Below are 17,996 nucleotides of genomic sequence, written 5' to 3'. Positions count from 1 at the left end.
CCGACACTGGCGGATGCCTCCGGCCGTCGCGCTCCGTGACGTGGGCGTTCGCCCGATCGGGTGACGTCGCCTCGCCGGGGTCCTGGGGCGGTGGTCTCCTGGCCCGGCTCCCAGGACCCGGAGGCGTCGTGACCGGCTACGTGCTGGCCGCTCGGCGCTCTCGCTCGGACTGCTGACGGCGCTGCTCGCCGCGGCCGGTGCCCTGCTGGTGGCGTGGGGCGCCCCGGTGTGGCTGCCGTTCCTGCTGGCGGTCGTCGTGGTGACCGCGCAGTGGGCGCTGTCGCCCTACCTCGTCGCGTGGCTCGTCCCGGCCACGGAGCTGCCCCGGCGCGGCGACGGCTACGACACCGGTCGCGCGCCCTCCGCGGAGCGGCTCGCCGGCATCGTCGCGCACCGCTGCCGCGAGGCCGGGGTGGCCCCGGTGCGCCTCGGCGTCGTGGACGACGGCACGCCCAACGCGTTCACCTTCGGGCACACCCGGGGCAACGCCCGGATCTACGTGACCCGCGGGTTGCTCGAGCGGCTCGACGAGCGGGAACTCGACGCGGTGGTCAGCCACGAGGTCGGGCACGTCCGGCAGAACGACGTCCTGGTCATGGCGATCGCCGGGACCGTGCCGCTCGTCCTCTACTACGCCTTCCTCGCGCTGCGGGACAGCCGCAACCAGAGCACGGTCGTGCCGGCGATCGTGGCCTACGCCGGCTTCCTGCTCTCCCAGCTCGTGGTCCTCGCCCTGAGCCGGGCGCGGGAGCTGGCCGCCGACCACCACAGCTGCCGGGTGACCGGGCACGGCGACGCCCTGTGCAGCGCCCTGGTCACGGTGGGCTACGGCATGGGCCAGGTGGACGCCGAGCGGGCCGCCCGCGCCGCCGCGGCCCGCGAGGGCAAGGACGAGGACGCCCAGCGGGCCGCCGCCAAGGAGGAGCGGCACGCGCACCGGATGCGGGCGGCCGGGGTCCTCGGCATCGCCGACCAGCGACAGGGAGCGACCGTGCTGGCCGCGGCCGAGCGGGGCCTGGAGGCGCGGGAGGTGGTCGGCGCGCTGCGCTGGGACACCTGCAACCGCTGGGACACCTGCAACCCCTGGGCGCGGTTCAGCCAGCTGTTCTCCACGCACCCGCTCGTCGTCCGGCGGATCGCGGCCCTGGAGGACAGCGGCCTGCCCGGGGCGCCGCGGAAGTGGAGCGCGCGGGAGGTCGAGTCGTCGTGCGAGGGACCCGACCTCGCCCGGGCCCGCCGGCGGTTCCTCCCCGAGCTGCTGGTGCGGTACGCGCCGGTGGCCGCGCTCGTCATGGGCCTGGTGGCGTGGTCGCAGGACGCGTACCTGCTGCTCGCGCAGGCCGCGACGGTGCTCGGGGTCACGCTGTTCCTGCGGACGTCGCTGCAGCGTCCGCTGCGCGCGGCCGTGCCGGTGCCGCGGGTGGCCGGGCTGCTCCCCCGCCTCGACGCCGGCCCGGTGAGCGGGCTGCCCGTCGAGGTGCGGGGACGCGTCATCGGGCGCGGCACCCCGGGCTACGTCTTCTCCCCCGACCTCGTCGTCCAGGACGACTCCGGCTTCGTCCCGGTGCTCTACCAGCAGCCGTGGCCCTTCGCCCGCAGCCTGTTCGGCCTGCTGCGGGCACCGGACCTGCTCGACCAGGACGTCACCGTCAGCGGCTGGTACCGCCGCAACCCCGCGCCGGTCCTCGAGCTGCGGCGCCTCGTGCCCGCGGAGGGGCGCCCGGTCCGCGGGTTCGGCTGGGTGGCCGCGTACGTGCTCTCCGTCGTCCTCGCGGTCGTGGGCGGCGGCGCCTGGCTGGTGCTCGCCCTCGCCGCCTGAGGCGCGCTCAGGTGCGCCGGCTGACGACCCCGCCCCCCTCGCCCCCGCTGACCTGCCGGTGCTCGCTGGTGCTGTCGTCAAGCGGCACCTCACGGGCGACGTTCCGCGAGATCGCCGGGGTCTCCGTCCGCGCCCCCGGGCCGCGCGCCGGCAGCTGCTGGAGCGACGCCGGGTCGGCCTTGCCCCACTCGGTCTCGACGTCGACGAGCAGGGCCTCCAGGTAGGCCCGCAGCTGCACCCGGCAGGCCTGCGCGAAGGCCTTGAGGTAGGCGACCTGGTCCTCGAGGTCCTGGGTGGTCGCCCGCTCCCCGGCCTCGGCCGGGACCGGCTGCCCGCTGCCGCCGACCATCCGCGCCGCGGCCTCCTGCGCCGCCTGGATGATCTGCCCGGCGTTCTCCCGGGCCCGGCGCAGCGCCTCCTCGTACTGCGCGCGGGCGTCGGCGGTCATCTGCCGGCTGAAGTCCTCCGCCTCCGCGACGTAGCTGTCGGCGGTCTGCTGCGCGGTGGCGAGGATGCGCACGGCCTGCTCGCTCGGCGGCGCCACCTCCTGGACGTCGGCCGCCTGCTCGCGCAGGGCGTTGAGCTCGTCGCGCAGCTCCGCCTTCTCGGCGTGCAGGGCGGCCAGCTCCTCGGCCACCCGGTCGAGGAACCGGTCGACCTCGACGTCGTTGTACCCGGGACGCAGCATGGTGCCGCGGGCGAAGTCCACGGCGCGGACGTCGCCCGGGCTCAGCCGGCGCTCCCGGTGCCCCGGTGCGGACTGCTCGGTGGTCATTCGGTCACCTCTCCGTCGAGACTGGGGCCCAGTCTGCTCGGTGCGAACACCTCGCTGCGGATGCGCTCGGGCCGGACGCCGTCCTTGACCAGCCGCGTGGTCGTGTCCTCGACCATCGGCGCCGGCCCGGCGACGTAGACGTCCCGGCTCGTCCAGGGGCCGTGCCGGGCGACGACCTCACCGACGTCGCCCTGCTCCAGGTCGGACAGGTCGTCGCCGGAGACGGCGAAGGTCACGGTCAACCACGGGTGCTCGGCGGCGAGCCGCTCGAGGTCCGCCCGATCGTAGATGCGGTCCTCGGTGCGGGAGCCGACGAACAGGTCGACCCGCCGGGGCGGCCCGTAGCGCGCGACGTGGTCGACCAGCGCCTTCAGCGGCGCGAGCCCGGTGCCGCCGGCGACCAGCAGCAGGTCGCGGTCGGACTCGGCGTCGTAGTGGATGTGCCCGATCGGCGGCCCGAGGTGCAGCACGTCCCCCGGCCCGACGCGGCGCACGAGCGCGGTGCTCACCGGGCCGCCGTCGTAGGCCCGCACGTGGATCTCCAGCAGGCCGTCGGGACGCGGGGCGCTGGCCGGCGAGTAGTAGCGCCACAGCTTGGGGCGGACGTCGCTCTCCACGGAGACCGACTGGCCGGCCTCGAACGGGAACTCGGGCTGCGGCCGCAGCCACATCACCGCGGTGTCGATGGTGCGGCGCTCGTGGGTGACGACCTCGGCGTCCCACCACGGCGGTGAGTCCGCGGCCTCCTCGGCGGCGTCGATCATCACCTTCGCGACCAGCTGGTAGGCCGCCGTCCAGTCCTGCTCGAGTGCGGGGTTCCAGCCGGGGTCGAAGTGCTTGAGGGTGGCCAGCAGGCTGGCGCCCACCGCCGGGTAGTGGGCGGCGACCGTGCCGAACTTGCGGTGGTCGCGGCCCAGCGCCTGCAGGATCGGCACCAGCCGGTCGAGGTCGTCGACGTAGGCCACGACGTCGCCCAGCGCGCTGAAGAGCCGGTCGCGCTGGTGGGCCATCGAGACGGGGAACAGCTTGCGGGTCTCGGGATGGCTCAGGAACAGGTGGGAGTAGAAGTACAGCGGGGCCTCGTCGCCGGCCGCGGCGGCCTTGGCGAAGCAGGCCCGCATCGCGGGGATGTCCATGCGCGGTCCTCGTGCGGCTGCTGCGACCCGGGGGTCTCAGCGGGCCTCGCGGGTCCGGGCCCCTGCGGGCCGTGCGTGGATGGACATCAGCACCTCCGTTCCCCCCGTGCCGGTCCGGGTACCGCGGGAGGTGCCGCCTGCGCGGGGCGCGACGGCGGCCCTCCCCCGGTGCACGGTCCAGCCTCGCTCGCTGCTCTACGAGCGGTCACTGGACTGTGGCTGTTGGCAACCGTAGCGAGCGGCGGGCCGGCCCGCGATCTGCGGGGTCGCTCAGCTGTGCGGCGTCCTCGCCCGGGAGCCGTTGATCGCGGCGTGCAGCCGGCGGACGAGCTGCTCGATCGGGCTCAGCGCCTCGTCCGGGCGGGAGGGGCCGGCGGGCACGAGCACCCACAGCAGCAGGTAGAGGACGACGCCCGCACCGCCGGCGAGGGTGAGGCCGACGAAGCCGACCCGCCACAGGACGGGGTCGACGCCGGAGTAGTCGGCGAGGCCGCCGCAGACCCCGCCGGCCATCCGGTCGGTGGTGCTGCGGCGCAGCTGCGGGCGGGTGGGGTGCGGGGTCGGGGCGGCGGGGACGGACGGTGTCGATGTCATGACACGAGCCTGTCGGCGCCGGCCGTCCCGTTCCATCGGGGAAGGCCCGGATCCGACCCCGGTTCCGCCACTCGGGGAGGCCCCCGGTCAGAGGCTGAGGAAGTGGCCGAGTGCGCCGGTCACCACGCCGATGACCAGCAGGACGACGGCGGCCCCGCGGTCGAACGAGCTGCCGAGCAGGTCGCCGACGAGGCCGGGGAGCTCCGCGCGCTGCCGCGGGTCGGCCTCCTGCCAGCGGCGCAGGACGCTGCTGCTGCGCCGTCCCTCCCGGGCGAGGAGGGCGAGGGCGGTCAGCTGGGCGAGGGCCGCCACGGCGTAGCAGACGACCGTCAGCGCGACCTGCGCGGTCTCGTTCATGGCCGGAGCGTGCCCGATCGCGGGCGCTCCCGGTCGGCGCGACGGCGGGCCGACCTCAGCCGGCCGGCGGTGCCGCCCGCCACCGGGCCCGCCACTCGGGTGCCGCCCAGGGGTCCATGGCGCAGGCCGTCTCGCGGACCACCCGGTCGCCGCGGAACTCGAGGATGTCGACGCCGTTCTCCCAGGGCCCACCGTCGTAGCGGAGCCGCAGTTCGACGACCCACACGTCGCCCTCCCCGCGCACGCGCCGGATCTCGAAGTCGACCTGCGACGGGTACTCCGCCCGCCACGCCAGGGAGTTCGCGACGCCGTCGAACCGCTCCCCCGACTGCGGGAACTCCAGGACGGCGTCCTCGCGTGGATCCGGTGCGCGACCTCGCCCTCCCCGGCCGCGGTCGAGTCGATGTAGTGCTGCAGCGCCGCCCGCGCGCCTGCCTAGTCCATGCGGGGACCCTGCCACCGCAGGACGGCGCCGCACGTGTCGCGCGATCCGGTACCGCGAACGGACCGCGACGACGCGCCCGGGAGACCACGACGCGCCCGATCGGTGTTGACGCTCGTCCCCGGAGGCGGGTTGGGTTCTGGGTGTCGGGTGCCGATCAGGGGCACCCCGAGCCCGGGGGAGCATTGCATGCCGGTGTGGGCGGTGCAGGTCGCGATCGGCGACGACGAGCGGGTGGAGGCGGAGGTGCTGGTCACCGAGGGCGGCGCGCTGGTCGCCCTGGAGGAGGACGGCCTCCTGGTGCGCGCGTGGGCCCCCGGCGAGTGGCGGACCGCGCGACACGTGGACCCCGATCCGCTGGACGCGGTCCGTGACCGGGACGGCGTCCTGGTGGGGCTGCCCCGCGCCTGACCTCGACAGCCTCCGGGCGCACGGCGGTGCGTGCCGGCGCAGGCCCCGAACCCGCGCCGGCACACGGCACCGCCGCAGGCCCGCTGCGCCCTCCGCTCCCGGCACGTCTCCTCCCCGCGCGAGCCGATCCGCGTCCCCCCGCCGACGGCGGTGCGGCCGCTCCCCCACCGACGCTCGTCGCCGAAACCGCGTTGACCCGCGGCCGACACTGCGGTCGTGCGGATGACGTTCCGGCGGATGGCCGACCGCCGTCCGGTGGAGACGCTGGTCGAGCGGGACGACGGGGTCGTGTTCGCGATGCGCGGCGCGGGCGGCGGCGCCGACCTGCCGCACGACCTGGTGCACGCGGTGGTCGAGGCCGCGCTGCAGGTGCGGGACGGGATCTGGGGCTGCGTGGCCGACGGCGTCGTCTGGCGGAGCATGCGGCACGTCTCCGGGCGCCGTCCCCCGCACGCCGCCGAGCGATCCGAGCGGCTCAAGCGCGAGCGGGCGGCGCGGATCCAGCACGCGGAGGGGCTGGCCGACCTGGTCGGCCGGCTCGCCTCCGGCGGGGAGGTGGTCCCCGGCGAGCTGGCCGCCGCGGCGTTCCCGCGGGAACGCCTGGACGCCGCCGCCGGGGCACTGCGGGAGGCGTCGCACCGGTGGGCCCGCCTCGCACCGGGCGAGACGTGGGTGGTCGACTGGCCGCGCCGTCCGGGTCGCCCGCGCTGAGTTCTGTCGGACCCCGCGCTCCGTCCGGCTGGGGAGACGCGCCCACTCCCGGTCCCCCCGCCGGCCGCAGGGGTCAGCGGTTGCCACCCCCGATCATCGGGTCGTCCCCGGTCGGGCGCGTCCCCTGCTCGACGCCCTCCGTGGACGGCGGAGCGGTGTAGCCCTCCGGGTTCGACTCCTCGATCAGCACGTCGTCCCTGATCACCCCCGCGGGTGGCTGCCGGACGACGGTGACCTCCTGCTCCTCCTGCTCGGCCTGCTGACCGCTCGTCGAGGTGGCCGCTGCCACACCCGCCACCGCGGCACCGGCCACGGCCGCTGCACCGGCCGCGACGGCCTTGCCCGACACCCCGGCTTTGCCGCTGTCGCCGTGGGAGGCGAAGGCGGTGTCGGCCGTGGGGGTCCCGACGTCGATGTGCTCGTTGATCGCGCCCCGCCAGGCGCCGCTTTCGTAGCCCTCGCTCTCGACGAGCGCCTTGAACCGCTCGAGGTCCGACCGGACCTGCCGTTCGACGATGCCGAGCTTGTCGCCGACCTGCTCCACCAGGCCCTCGGGCTCGTAGTCCAGGGACAGGTACACGATCGTCGATCCCGCGCCTGCCGGCTGGAACCGGACGGCCCCGGCGTTGGTCGCGCCGCTGGTGGCCGCCCAGGCGATCTTCTGGTCGGGCACCTGCTCGAGGATGGACGCCTCCCACTCACGCCTGACGCCCGCGATCTCGGCGACCCAGTGCAGACGACGGTCGTCGAGCTGGCGCACCTCCTTGACCCCACCCATGAAGTGGGGGAAGTCCTCGAACTGGGTCCACTGGTTGTAGGCCGTGCTGACGGGCACGTCGACCTGGATCGACTTCTCCACCTGAGTGCTCATGCCTGGTCCTCCCTCGTCGCAGGACACCGCTCGGACAACGAGCCACGGCGTTACCCGCACTCCGGACGGGTGAAGCCCGCGGCCGCGGTGCACCGGTCCTGTCGGACCCTCCGCCTACCGTCCGCCCCGGAGGCTGAGGAGGGCGGAGTGGCGGGCGAACTCGTGTGGGCGGTGACCGACGGGCCGGTGGGCACGCACGCGGTCGAGCTGCCCGGGAGCCCCGCCGAGGCGCGGCGGCTGGAGCGGCACTACGGCGGCGGGTTCTGGTGTGCGCGGGAGGCCGGCGGGTGCGGCTCGCGCCTCGTCGTCTCGGTGACCGACGGCCGGCCGTCCTTCCGCCACGTCGGGGAGGCGCCGTGCGCCTTCACCCACCGGGAGTCCGGCGCCGGTCGTGCCTACGAGCACCTGCGGTACCAGCACGGCCTGACCGCGTGGCTGGCCGGACAGGGCCACGGCCCGCGGGTCACGCGCGTGCCCGGCCCCGACGGCGTCGCGGACCTGCACGTCGTCGTGCAGGAGCTGAGCCACGCGATCGAGGTGCAGCTCTCGCCGCTGTCGGACACCGCCTGGCGGGCGCGCGACGACCGCTCCCGCGCCGCGGTGCGGCACGTCACCTGGCTCTTCGGGCCCGCCGCCGAGGCCGCCTGCGCCACCGAGGCCGCGGTCCGTGGGGTGTCCCTCGCGGTCCGGCGCCAGGGTGCGGGGCTGTCGGTCGGCGTCCGGGACGTCGACGACCGGACCCGCTGGGTACGGCTGGGCGCCTGCCGGCTGACCGCGGACGGCCTCGCCGCGCCGGGCACCGACGAGGCCCGGGAACTGCACGCGCTGCGTGCCGCCGAGCGGCAGGAGACGGCCCGACGGGTGGCGCGCCGGGCGTCGACCGGGTCGCGGGCGCTTCCCGGCCACGGGGGCAGGCGGCCGGCCGGGCCCGCGCCGTGGGACTCGCTGCTGACCCCGCTCCCCTTCCCGGGGTAGCCCACGAGTGGGACGGGGGCCGTGGTCGCGGCGGGGCGTCCGTGGCCCGCCGGCGCCTGAGCGGCCGGGCTGGTCCCGGTGTCCGGCCGACAGCGCGAATCGACGCGCCAGGTACCGGGTAGCTGCGGGCAACGGACGTCGACGCGGCGACCCGGGCGCCCGGCGGCTCAGACCAGGGAGCAACGATGACACTGCCCGATCGGGACGCGACGATGGACTGGATCGGCCGGACGGTGGTCGACCCGAGCGGCGCCGAGATCGGGGTGTGCGCCGCCCTGTTGGCTGACGAGGCCACCGGGTTGCCGGAGTGGATGTACGCCGAACGCGACGAGGTCACCGTGGTGGTCCCGCTTCTCGACGCGACCGAGAGCGGTGGCCGGGTGCAGGTCACGGTCGCCCGGGCCGACGTCGACGGCGCCCCACGGTTCGGTCCCACGCGTCAGCTGTCCCAGGCCCAGGAGGCATCGCTCTACCGCCACTACGGGATCGAGTACTCGACCGCCATCTCGGACAGTGTCCTGCCCGCGGAGGCAGAGCCGACCGGGGTCGAGCCGACCGAGGCGGAGTCGGTGGCGGCCGAACCGACGGAGGCCGTACCGGACGCGGTCGTCGGTCCGTCCGCCCAGCGCGGCGCCCCGCGGCGCGGTCGCTGGGTGGCGGCTGCCGTGGTCGTGCTCGCGGGCGTGGCGGCAGCCGTCGTCGCGGCGGTCCGCCTGCGCCGGGCGCCGACCCTCGGGTCGCAGTGGCTGTTCCGACGCGCGGCTCCCCCGCCGAGGTCGGCCACGCGCCGTCCTCTCGCCGGCACGCGCGCCGCCCGCGCTCGAGCCGTGCAGGTCGCAGCGGCGGCCGGGCCGGTGATGGGAGCCTCGAGCCGCCTGGCACAGCGTGCAGCGTCCGCAGGTGCCCGGTCGGTCCACCGAGTGGCCGTGGATGCCACAGGGTGGGGCCGCGCGGCGTCGACGGCGGCGAGGACCTGCACCGACGTGGCCACGGCGCGGGTGGCACCGCAGCTGGCCACGGCCGGACAGGCGGTCTGGCGTGCCGCCCGTGCCGGAACGGACTCGGCCCTGCAGGTCACCGATGCAGCGACCCGGGCGGTCGTGGCAGCCGTCCCGCGTGTGGCCGCGGGCGCCGTCCGGGCCGGGGGGACGGGTCTGCGTGCCGTGCTCACGGTGGGCGCGGCAGCCGAGGCGGTGCCCGAGGTGGTGACCGAGGCGGGTGAACGACTGGAGAAGGGCTGGCGAAGAGGCATGGGCAGGTTGTCGTTGGGGCTCGGCTTCGGTCTCGGCTACGTGCTGGGCGCTCGCGCCGGACAAGCCCGGTACGAGCAGATCAGGCGGGCCGCAGCCGGAGTGGTGGAGCGACCGGAGGTCCAGCAGGTCCTCGAGAAGGCCAGGACCGCCGCTCCGGCCCCACTGCAGGGCAGCATCGACAGACTGTCCGGTCGTGCGTCCGGCCGCCGGGAGCCCGATGCTGACACGGTCGCCATCGACGCGGTCATCGTCGAGGAGGTCGACGTCGTCGTGACGCCACCCCCACCGGCGTCCGGCGCGGGCGCCCCCCGCGGAACGGACGCTCCCCTGCCGGACCCGCTGATCCCACCCGCCAAGTCGGGCGACGACCCCACCGGACAGCCGTGACCACGGTGTAGCCGTACCGGCCGTCGCGGGTCCCGACCGCCATCCACACCGTGCGGTCGAGGGGTGTGCTCGCCGGCGCCGCGCGTCGGATCGGCGAGGACGTCTCAGTTGCCCTCGTGGCCGTGCCGGCGTGGACCGCCGACGGACAGGAGACCCACACATGACTGGCGGTTTCAGCTTCCCGAAGCCGGAGTTCGACATCGAGTCGACGGTCGAGCGTGCCATGGCGGTGATCAACCGGACTCTCGAACCGTCCCTCGAGGAAGCCCAGAAGGTCGTCGACAAGGCGCGTGCGAGCAAGCCGCTCGTCGCGCCGAGGGACCTCGTCAACCAGGTGACGCGCGGAAACCGGATCAGGGCGGCGCGGGCGGTCTCCTACTCCCTGCCCTCGATCCTCCCGGGTTACGGCACGGCGATCTCGGCTGCCGCGCTCCCCGTCGCCTTGAGGGAGGTCCTGAAGGAGGCGGTGAGTGCGGCGATCAAGGTCGGGCTGCTCCACGACAGGGACCTGGCCGACCCTGAACTGACCCGCATCGCCGTCCTCCTGGTCCTCACGGAGGGGGCGGTCAAGCTCGACAAGACCGGCAGGATCCGTCCCGACGCCATCCTGGGACCCCACGCGTCGCTGTTGGGGGAGGCCGCTTCGTACGACGCTCTGGCAGCCCTGACGGCGGAGCAGCGGCAGGAGGTCGCCGCCTCGCAGTCGGAGATCCTCCGGGCATGGGCGTTGGCGGTCGGACCGCCGCTCCTGGCCGGGCTGTTGCCCTTCGGCCTGGGTCCCATGGCCGCCGCGAACTACCTGCAACACGTCCTGAAGGGCACGATCACAGCCGCCGCGAGGGTCTTCGGGCCCGCTGCACCGGTGCCGGTTGCCGTCGACGACGTCGCCGAACGCGAGGTCCGGCAAGACGGTCCCGGAGCCTGAGCCGGCACGTCAGCCGTTCCTGGCGAGGTCCGGCGAGAGGATCACTGGTCCGACGTGGCCTGCGAGACCGGTCCACCGCACAGCGCGGTGGCGTCAGGCGAAGGCCTCGTCCATGACGTCCGGGTCCGCCAGGGCTCGTGCCAGCGCACGTGCTCCCCGAACAGGTCGTCGAGGGCGGTGAAGTCGCCGTTCGCAAAGGCCGCGTCCCCGTCCCGCAGGTGGGCGACGTCGGGGTGCTCGGACACGGCTGCCTCCTCGCTCTCACTTCGGTGCGGGTAGGGAGGACCACCTGGGTGCGTCGGCCAGCGGTCCTGACGGGATCGCCGGCGACGCCCGCACTGCGAGAGCGTCGACCCACCGGACAACGGTCGGAACAGGTACGGCGACCGGCCGGTGTGGCCGTGGCTCGTGGTCAGGGCGGGACACGAGGGGGCCGGCGGCGGGCACGGCGCACCGCCCCCGTCCGCGCCCCCGGGAGCCGGGACCCATCGGGACCAGCCAGGTCCGGTGAGCGGAGGTTCTACAGGGCCGGAGACCGCGACGGTGGTCCCCCCGACGTGCGGCCACCTCGTGCCGGACGCGGAGGAGCGCACCCTGGGAGCTGTCGATGAGGCGTGGTGCGCCCTCACCGTGCCACCGGAGCAGGCAGCTGGGAGAACAGGCCACGATCAGACGTTGAAGCGGAACTCCACGACGTCGCCGTCCTGCATGACGTAGTCCTTGCCCTCCATGCGGACCCAGCCACGGGACCGCGCCTCCTGCAGGGAACCGGCCTCGACCAGCTGGTCGAACGACACGATCTCGGCCTTGATGAAGCCGCGCTGGAAGTCGGTGTGGATGACGCCGGCGGCCTGCGGGGCGGTCGCGCCGACCGGGATGGTCCAGGCGCGGGCCTCCTTGGGGCCGGCGGTCAGGTAGGTCTGCAGGCCGAGGGTGGCGAAGCCGACCCGGGCCAGCTGGTGCAGGCCGGGCTCCTCCTGGCCGATGCCGGCGAGCAGCTCGGCTGCCTCGTCCTCGGGCAGCTCGGCGAGCTCGGCCTCGATCTTGGCGTCCATGAGGATCGCCTCGGCCGGCGCGACCATGGCCCGCAGCGAGGAGATCAGCTCCTCGTTGGCCAGCTCCTCCTCGTCCACGTTGAACACGTAGAGGAACGGCTTGGTCGTCAGCAGGGTCAGCTCGCGCAGCGGCTCGGGGTCGACGCCGGCGGCGAAGAGGGTCTTCCCCTCGTCGAGCACGGCCTGCGCGGCGCGGGCGGCGTCGAGCAGCGCGGCGCGCTCCTTGTCCTTCTTCGCCTCCTTCTCCAGCCGCGGGATCGCCTTCTCCAGCGTCTGCATGTCGGCGAGGACGAGCTCGGTGTTGATCGTCTCGATGTCGTCGGCCGGGCTGACCTTGCCTTCCACGTGGACGACGTCCGGATCGCTGAACACCCGGATCACCTGGCAGATCGCGTCGCTCTCGCGGATGTTCGCCAGGAACTTGTTGCCCAGCCCCTGCCCCTCGCTGGCGCCGCGCACGATGCCGGCGATGTCCACGAACGACACCGTCGCCGGGATGACCTTCTGCGAGGAGAAGACCTCCGCGAGCTCGTCCAGGCGGGGGTCCGGGACGCCGACCACACCGACGTTGGGCTCGATGGTGGCGAACGGGTAGTTCGCCGCCAGGACGTCGTTCTTGGTCAACGCGTTGAACAGCGTCGACTTGCCGACGTTGGGCAGCCCGACGATGCCGATGGTGAGACTCACGGGAGTCCAGGGTACGGCCCCGCTCCCGCGCTCGGCCGGGGCCGACGACCCGCGGGACGGACGCGGCGGTGTGCACCTGCGGCGCACCGCCTGCCCGGAGTGCGCCACCCCCGCACATCACCCGCGCGGCGGACAACGGAACACGACCGCTGGTCACGACGGGGGCACACCGCTACGGTCCGTGACCCGCACCACAGGTCGGGGGGCCTGCGGGCGGCGGTCGGGAGGACGCGACGTGCAGCGAGTGATGTGGGCGGCGCCGGCGGCGTGCGTCCTGGCGATCGGCGGCACGGCCAAGCTCCTCCACGCGGTCTTCCTCCCGGAGACCCGGCCGCTGACGCTCGTCGGCGGCGCCGGCCTGGTGCTCGTCGCGCTCGCTCTCGGCCTCTCCGCGCGGTGGAGACGCCGGGGGCGGGCCACGCGCTGACGCGCTGCCGACGACGCGCCGCCGTCCTAGCCTGCCCAGGTGGCCGACAACGCGCTCCAGCAGCTCGTCCGGAGGCGCCTGGCGGAGCTGGGCGGGACGGTCGAGGAGGCCTCCCGGCGCTCGAGCTGGGCCATCGCGCCGCAGACCATCGCCCGCATCGCCTCCGGCCGGCACTCCGGGATGGTCAGCGAGCGGCTCGCAGCGGCCCTGGCCCGCGCGATCGACGTCCCCGAGAACCGGGTCCGCCGGGCGGCCGGCCTGCCGTCGGTCGAGGACTCCCGCGCCGACGTCGCCACCGGCCCGCACCTGCGCGTCGTGGGGGACGACGGACGGCTCCACTAGCCCGCACGGCGGCGTCCGAAAACCGCCAGTCGTCGACGCCCCGCGGTGCCATGCTCGCTGTATGACACCGCCGCTGGACCCCGAGCGCTGCTACCGCGCGGTCGCCAGCCGGGACGCCCGCTTCGACGGCTGGTTCTTCACCGCCGTCGCGACCACCGGCATCTACTGCCGCCCGTCGTGCCCGGCCCGCACGCCGCTGGCCCGCAACGTCCGCTTCTTCACCACGGCGGCCGCCGCCCAGGGCGCCGGCTACCGCGCCTGCCGCCGGTGCCGCCCCGACGCGGTGCCCGGGTCACCGGAGTGGGACGTGCGCGCCGACGTCGTCGCCCGCGCCATGCGGCTCATCGCCGACGGCGAGGTCGAGCGCTCCGGCGTCCCGGGCCTGGCCGCCCGGCTCGGCTACTCCGACCGCCAGCTGCACCGGCTGCTGGTCGGCGAGCTCGGCGTGGGGCCGCTCGCCCTCGCCCGCGCCCAGCGCGCCCAGACCGCACGGCTGCTCATCGAGACCACCGACCTGCCGATCGCCGACGTCGCCTTCGCCGCGGGCTTCGCCAGCATCCGCCAGTTCAACGACACCGTCCGCGAGGTCTTCGCCACCACCCCCACCGAGCTGCGCCGCGGCGCGCCGGGTCGGAACGGGGCGGCGCCCGGCGAGCTGACCCTGCGGCTGGCCGCCCGGGCCCCCTACGACGCCGCGGAGGTGCTGCTGTTCCTCGGCGCGCACGCCGTCCCGGGGCTCGAGGAGTGGGACGGCACGACGTTCTCCCGCGTGCTCGACCTGCCGCACGGCCCGGCCGTCGTCCGGCTCTCCCCCGCGGCCGGCGGCGGCCCCGCGGTGACCGCGCGGCTGCGGCTCACGGCGCTGCGCGACCTCGGGGTCGCCGTCGCCCGCTGCCGCCGGATGCTCGACCTGGACGCCGACCCGGCCGCGGTCGACGACGTGCTGTCCGCCGACCCGGCCCTCGCGGCGCTGGTCGCCGCCGCACCCGGCCGGCGGGTGCCCGCCTCGCCCGACGCCGCCGAGCTCGCCGTCCGGGCGGTGCTCGGTCAGCAGGTGTCCGTGGCCGGCGCCCGCACGCTCACCGCCCGGCTGCTGACCGCGGCCGGCACCCCGCTGCCCGAGCCGGTCGGCACGCTCACCCACGCCTTCCCCCGGGCGGCCGCGCTCGCCGCAGCCGACCTCACCACGGTCGGGCTGACCGGGGCGCGGTGCCGCACGGTCGCCGCACTGGCCGGCGCCCTGGACCGCGGTGCCGTCGCGCTGGACGCCGGAGCCGACCGCGAGGAGGCCGTCGCCGGGCTGCGCGCCGTCCCCGGCATCGGCCCGTGGACGGCGGCGCTCGTCGCGATGCGCGGCCTCGCCGACCCCGACGTGTGGTTGCCCGGTGACTTGGCGTTGCGGCGCTCGCTGGGACAGCTGGGCAGCTCCGACACCGATGCCGCCACCCGCTGGCGCCCGTGGCGTTCGTACGCGGTCATGCACCTGTGGGCAGTGGCCGTCCCCGACCTCTTCCGACGCCGCCCACCGTCTCTTCCCGATCGGAGCGCCTCATGACTCCTCCATCCGCCCGGTACGCCACCGTGGAGACACCTCCCGGGCCCTTCACCGTGGTCGTGACCTCCGACCCGCACCGCCCCGACACCGTGCTCGCCGCCGGCTGGACCGACGACGCCTCCGACCTGCTCCCGCTGGTGCACCGCGCGCTGCGCCCGACCTGGGTGGAGCGGGCCGACCGGCTGCCCGTCCTGGACGCCGTGGACGCGTTCGTCGCCGGTGACGTCCGCGCGATCGACGACGTGCCCGTGCGGCAGCGGTCCGGCCCGTTCCTCGAGGACGCGTGGGAGGTGCTGCGTACCGTGCCGCCGGGCGAGCCGGACACCTACACCGAGTTCGCCGCGCGCTGCGGCCGTCCCTCCGCGGTGCGCGCCGCGGCCAACGCCTGCGCGCGCAACGCCGCCGCCCTGTTCGTGCCCTGCCACCGCGTCCTGGGCTCCGACGGGGGGCTGGGCGGCTTCCGCTGGGGGACGCCGGTCAAGCGCTGGCTCCTCGACCACGAGGCGGCGTCGGTCGCCCGGCCCGACCTGACCCTGGTGGTCTGAGCCGCCGTCCGCCCGGCCTCCACGGAACTGTCGGACGCGTCCTGCACCCTCGTTCCCCGTGGACGCCGCCTCCCTGCTCATCGGACTCCTCGTCGGCGCGCTGCTCGGCGCCGCCGTCGCGCTGGGCGTCGTCGCGCTGGTCTCCCGGCGACGCCCGGCCGACGACGGCCTGGAGCCGGTGCACGAGTCGCTGGACCACCTGCACCGGCTGCTGGCCGGCATCGAGCGGGCCCGGGCCACGGCGCACGGGGAGCTCCGCGAGCAGATGGGCACCGTCGGGCAGGTCTCGACGCAGCTGCGTCAGGAGACCGCGGCGCTGGTCACCGCACTGCGCACCCCGCACGTGCGGGGCCGCTGGGGCGAGGTGCAGCTGCGCCGGGTCGTGGAGGTGGCCGGGCTGCTCGAGCACTGCGACTTCGTCGAGCAGCCCAGCAGCACCAACGACGCCGGCGCGGGCGTGCGGCCCGACCTGGTGGTGACGCTGGCCGACGGCCGGCAGGTGGTCGTCGACGCGAAGGTGCCGTTCACCGGCTACATCGAGGCGGTCCAGGCCGAGGACGTCGCGGTCCGCGCGGAGCGGATCGCCGCCCACGCCCGCCAGCTGCGCGCCCACGTCGACGCGCTCGCCGCCCGCCGCTACCCGACCGCGTTCCGTCCCGCGGCCCCGTTCACCGTGCTGTTCGTCCCCTCCGACGGGTTCCTCACCACCGCGCTGGAGGCCGAGCCCGGCCTGCTGGAGTACGGCTTCGCCCGGGACGTGGTCCTGGCCACGCCGAGCACCCTGCTGGCGCTGCTGCGCACGGTGGCCTACTCCTGGCGGCAGGAGCGGCTGGCCCGGGACGCCGACCAGGTGCTGGAGGTCGGCCGCCGCCTGCACGCCCGGCTGGGCACCCTGTCGGGCCACCTCACCCGGCTGGGCTCGGCACTGAGCTCGACGGTGACCCGGTTCAACGACGCGGTCGGCTCCTACGAGAGCTCGGTGCTGGTGGCCGCCCGCCGCTTCGACGACCTCGGCGTGGCCGAGACGCCGGTGCCGAGCCCCGCGCCGATGGAGGCGACGGTCCGCACCCTGCGCCCGACCGAGCTGCCGCCGCCCCCCGAGCTGCCGCTGCCCGGCGAGTGCGCGGCCGAGGTGACCGGCGACCGCGACGGCACCACAGGTTGACTCGTCAGCTTTTCGCAACTCGACCCACATCAGCCGTCGCCGCAGTACCGTTTCGTCACAGAGGCACCCGGAGACACGGGGTGTCCTCACGGGCGGTGGTCGACATTGGCACTTCTGCACAGCACTCCGTCGCTGCGTCCTCCCCGCTCCGGCCTTCCACCGTCGTTACCGTTGCCCGAGACAGCGGCCCCCTCCACGGGGGTCCAGCACGAGGGACGGGAGGTGCGCCATGGCGGCGAGCACGGCCGACACCTGGCGGGAGTCCGGGGTCCGCGCCGAGCGGCGCGCCCCTGCCCGGGCCGGCCGGCCCGAGGGCGACGAGCACGTCGCGCGCGTCCCCCGGCCCCCGGTCCCGCCGCTGCCCCCGCTCCCGGCGCGGGGCGGTGCCGCCCGGCCGGTGCGCTCCACCGACATCCCGCCGCTGCCCGAGCACCTCGCCCGGATCAGCCGCGGCCCGTCCGACGAGGAGCCCCCCATGGCTGCCCGGAGCTCCGCCGTCCGCGCGTCCGAGCACGGCCGGCACGAGCGCCGGCCCGTCGAGCGCACCCGCCGTCCCGCCGAGCGCGAGGACGTCGAGGCGCGGCGCGGCAGCGCCCGGCCGGCCGAGGCCCGCGCGGCCGGCCGGGAGGCCCGGCAGCCGGAGAGCGGCCGCCTGCGCGGCGCCGTGGCGGTCCTCGCCGTCTTCCTGGTCACGCTGGCAGCGGCCTGCCTCGAGTCCGTGCTGGGCGCGGGGCTCGGGCTGATCACCCTGGTGGCACTGGCCGGCGCCACCGCGGGCGCCGCCCTGACGGTGCGCCGCCGCGACCTGGTGTCGGTGGTGGTGGCCCCGCCGCTGCTCTACGTGCTCGCCGCGTCGATCACGACCGCGCTGTTCGGCACGTTCACCCTCGCCGGCGTGGCCACGCTGCTGATCCGTGGCTTCCCGGCGATGGCCGTCGGCACCGGGGCCGGCCTCGTGGTCGCGCTCATCCGCTGGGCCGCCCGCCGCTGACGAAGGGCCCCTGCAGGGGCCCGGGTCACTCCCCCGGCGTCGCCCCGCCGCGGCTCACGGCGATGTGCTTGGCCGTGTCGGCGTAGTGCCGGAAGCGGGCCACCCGGCCGGTGTCGTCGAAGGTCCACAGGTGCAGTTCCTCGTCGTCGAGGCGCGCTCCGTTCGGCAGCTCGAACGACCCGCTGATCTCCGCGACGACCTGACGACCGTCGCCGACGATGTCGAGCACCTCGAAGCGCAGCAGCGTCCAGGTGCCGACCAGCTCGAAGAAGCCCGCGACCTCCGCCGGTCCCTGCCGGGGCGTCAGGTGCTCGACCCCGGCCCGCTGCGCGGTGTTGTCCGCCCACTCCTCCCAGCGGACGTCCTCGGCCAGCGCCGCAAGGATCGCGGGGACGTCGCCGCGGCCGAAGGCGGCGTAGATCCCGGCGACCGTGGCGGCGTTTCCGGGCCCGGTCGTCTCGGTGGACTGGGTGGTCGGGCTGCTGCTCATGACGGGCACCTCCGGGCGGGCCGACGCACGCACGCGAGCCTTGCGTCAGCCCACTCTCGCCGACCAGGGACCTCCGACCCTGG

The 17,996-nt window shown here is 75.6% G+C and carries 21 protein-coding genes; 12 read left to right on the top strand and 9 right to left on the bottom strand.

Going from position 1 to position 17,996, the window contains the following annotated elements:
- The first annotated feature begins 208 nt into the window (after nucleotides 1-208).
- Nucleotides 209-1,819, top strand: coding sequence for a M48 family metalloprotease (locus ACI79D_RS12720; protein WP_456918781.1), 1,611 nt, complete (start codon nucleotides 209-211; stop codon nucleotides 1,817-1,819).
- Nucleotides 1,820-1,826: 7 nt separating this feature from the next.
- On the opposite strand, the gene ACI79D_RS12715 is transcribed toward ACI79D_RS12720, so the two are convergent.
- The 5 genes from ACI79D_RS12715 to ACI79D_RS12695 form a co-directional block, all read right to left on the bottom strand.
- On the bottom strand, nucleotides 1,827-2,594 hold the full coding sequence (locus ACI79D_RS12715; protein ID WP_456918780.1) for a DivIVA domain-containing protein: 768 nt from the start codon (nucleotides 2,592-2,594) through the stop codon (nucleotides 1,827-1,829).
- Complete coding sequence (locus tag ACI79D_RS12710) at nucleotides 2,591-3,730, bottom strand: globin domain-containing protein (RefSeq protein WP_456918779.1); 1,140 nt, start codon at nucleotides 3,728-3,730, stop codon at nucleotides 2,591-2,593. The genes ACI79D_RS12715 and ACI79D_RS12710 overlap by 4 nt, the downstream gene beginning before the upstream one ends.
- A gap of 270 nt (nucleotides 3,731-4,000) precedes the next feature.
- The gene (locus ACI79D_RS12705) at nucleotides 4,001-4,324 is read right to left on the bottom strand and encodes a PspC domain-containing protein (RefSeq protein WP_456918778.1); all 324 of its coding nucleotides are present in this window, start codon (nucleotides 4,322-4,324) and stop codon (nucleotides 4,001-4,003) included.
- An 87-nt stretch (nucleotides 4,325-4,411) separates the two neighbouring features.
- A complete protein-coding gene (locus ACI79D_RS12700; RefSeq protein ID WP_456918777.1) occupies nucleotides 4,412-4,681 on the bottom strand; it encodes a hypothetical protein in 270 nt (89 codons plus the stop codon).
- Nucleotides 4,682-4,736: 55 nt separating this feature from the next.
- The gene (locus ACI79D_RS12695) at nucleotides 4,737-4,907 is read right to left on the bottom strand and encodes a hypothetical protein (protein WP_456918776.1); all 171 of its coding nucleotides are present in this window, start codon (nucleotides 4,905-4,907) and stop codon (nucleotides 4,737-4,739) included.
- Between the two features lie 405 nt (nucleotides 4,908-5,312).
- Here ACI79D_RS12695 and ACI79D_RS12690 point away from each other — a divergent pair, with 405 nt between their 5' ends.
- Nucleotides 5,313-5,534 (top strand): hypothetical protein, encoded by a 222-nt coding sequence (locus tag ACI79D_RS12690; RefSeq protein ID WP_456918775.1) that lies wholly within the window; start codon nucleotides 5,313-5,315, stop codon nucleotides 5,532-5,534.
- A 216-nt stretch (nucleotides 5,535-5,750) separates the two neighbouring features.
- Nucleotides 5,751-6,245: a hypothetical protein gene (locus tag ACI79D_RS12685; RefSeq protein WP_456918774.1), complete on the top strand. Its 495-nt coding sequence runs from the start codon at nucleotides 5,751-5,753 to the stop codon at nucleotides 6,243-6,245.
- Between the two features lie 73 nt (nucleotides 6,246-6,318).
- Here the strand turns inward: ACI79D_RS12685 and ACI79D_RS12680 are convergent, their stop codons facing one another.
- The gene (locus ACI79D_RS12680) at nucleotides 6,319-7,116 is read right to left on the bottom strand and encodes an SRPBCC family protein (protein ID WP_456918773.1); all 798 of its coding nucleotides are present in this window, start codon (nucleotides 7,114-7,116) and stop codon (nucleotides 6,319-6,321) included.
- 147 nt (nucleotides 7,117-7,263) lie between these two features.
- Between ACI79D_RS12680 and ACI79D_RS12675 the strand changes: the two genes are divergently transcribed.
- The 3 genes from ACI79D_RS12675 to ACI79D_RS12665 all read left to right on the top strand — a co-directional run bounded on the left by ACI79D_RS12675 (nucleotide 7,264) and on the right by ACI79D_RS12665 (nucleotide 10,656).
- Nucleotides 7,264-8,091, top strand: a complete 828-nt coding sequence (locus tag ACI79D_RS12675) for a hypothetical protein (protein WP_456918772.1) — start codon at nucleotides 7,264-7,266, stop codon at nucleotides 8,089-8,091.
- A 185-nt stretch (nucleotides 8,092-8,276) separates the two neighbouring features.
- Complete coding sequence (locus ACI79D_RS12670) at nucleotides 8,277-9,731, top strand: hypothetical protein (RefSeq protein WP_456918771.1); 1,455 nt, start codon at nucleotides 8,277-8,279, stop codon at nucleotides 9,729-9,731.
- A gap of 160 nt (nucleotides 9,732-9,891) precedes the next feature.
- Entirely contained in the window at nucleotides 9,892-10,656 is a 765-nt protein-coding gene (locus ACI79D_RS12665) for a hypothetical protein (RefSeq protein WP_456918770.1), read from the top strand.
- A gap of 41 nt (nucleotides 10,657-10,697) precedes the next feature.
- On the opposite strand, the gene ACI79D_RS12660 is transcribed toward ACI79D_RS12665, so the two are convergent.
- A complete protein-coding gene (locus tag ACI79D_RS12660) occupies nucleotides 10,698-10,901 on the bottom strand; it encodes a hypothetical protein (RefSeq protein ID WP_456918769.1) in 204 nt (67 codons plus the stop codon).
- Between the two features lie 423 nt (nucleotides 10,902-11,324).
- Nucleotides 11,325-12,398, bottom strand: coding sequence for a redox-regulated ATPase YchF (gene ychF, locus ACI79D_RS12655; protein WP_456918768.1), 1,074 nt, complete (start codon nucleotides 12,396-12,398; stop codon nucleotides 11,325-11,327).
- Between the two features lie 235 nt (nucleotides 12,399-12,633).
- Here ychF and ACI79D_RS12650 point away from each other — a divergent pair, with 235 nt between their 5' ends.
- The 6 genes from ACI79D_RS12650 to ACI79D_RS12625 all read left to right on the top strand — a co-directional run bounded on the left by ACI79D_RS12650 (nucleotide 12,634) and on the right by ACI79D_RS12625 (nucleotide 17,423).
- Complete coding sequence (locus ACI79D_RS12650; RefSeq protein ID WP_456918767.1) at nucleotides 12,634-12,825, top strand: hypothetical protein; 192 nt, start codon at nucleotides 12,634-12,636, stop codon at nucleotides 12,823-12,825.
- Nucleotides 12,826-12,864: 39 nt separating this feature from the next.
- Nucleotides 12,865-13,167, top strand: a complete 303-nt coding sequence (locus tag ACI79D_RS12645) for a hypothetical protein (RefSeq protein ID WP_456918766.1) — start codon at nucleotides 12,865-12,867, stop codon at nucleotides 13,165-13,167.
- A gap of 61 nt (nucleotides 13,168-13,228) precedes the next feature.
- The gene (locus ACI79D_RS12640) at nucleotides 13,229-14,722 is read left to right on the top strand and encodes an AlkA N-terminal domain-containing protein (RefSeq protein ID WP_456918765.1); all 1,494 of its coding nucleotides are present in this window, start codon (nucleotides 13,229-13,231) and stop codon (nucleotides 14,720-14,722) included.
- A complete protein-coding gene (locus ACI79D_RS12635) occupies nucleotides 14,719-15,267 on the top strand; it encodes a methylated-DNA--[protein]-cysteine S-methyltransferase (RefSeq protein ID WP_456918764.1) in 549 nt (182 codons plus the stop codon). Before ACI79D_RS12640 ends, ACI79D_RS12635 begins: the two co-directional genes overlap by 4 nt.
- Nucleotides 15,268-15,325: 58 nt before the next feature.
- Complete coding sequence (locus ACI79D_RS12630; protein WP_456918763.1) at nucleotides 15,326-16,432, top strand: DNA recombination protein RmuC; 1,107 nt, start codon at nucleotides 15,326-15,328, stop codon at nucleotides 16,430-16,432.
- Between the two features lie 229 nt (nucleotides 16,433-16,661).
- A complete protein-coding gene (locus ACI79D_RS12625; protein WP_456918762.1) occupies nucleotides 16,662-17,423 on the top strand; it encodes a DUF6542 domain-containing protein in 762 nt (253 codons plus the stop codon).
- Nucleotides 17,424-17,448: 25 nt separating this feature from the next.
- Here the strand turns inward: ACI79D_RS12625 and ACI79D_RS12620 are convergent, their stop codons facing one another.
- Entirely contained in the window at nucleotides 17,449-17,913 is a 465-nt protein-coding gene (locus ACI79D_RS12620; protein WP_456918761.1) for a nuclear transport factor 2 family protein, read from the bottom strand.
- Nucleotides 17,914-17,996: the final 83 nt, after the last annotated feature.

The sequence above is a fragment of the Geodermatophilus sp. SYSU D00708 genome, assembly GCF_054050115.1.
This window is presented reverse-complemented; position numbering and strand designations above follow the sequence as displayed.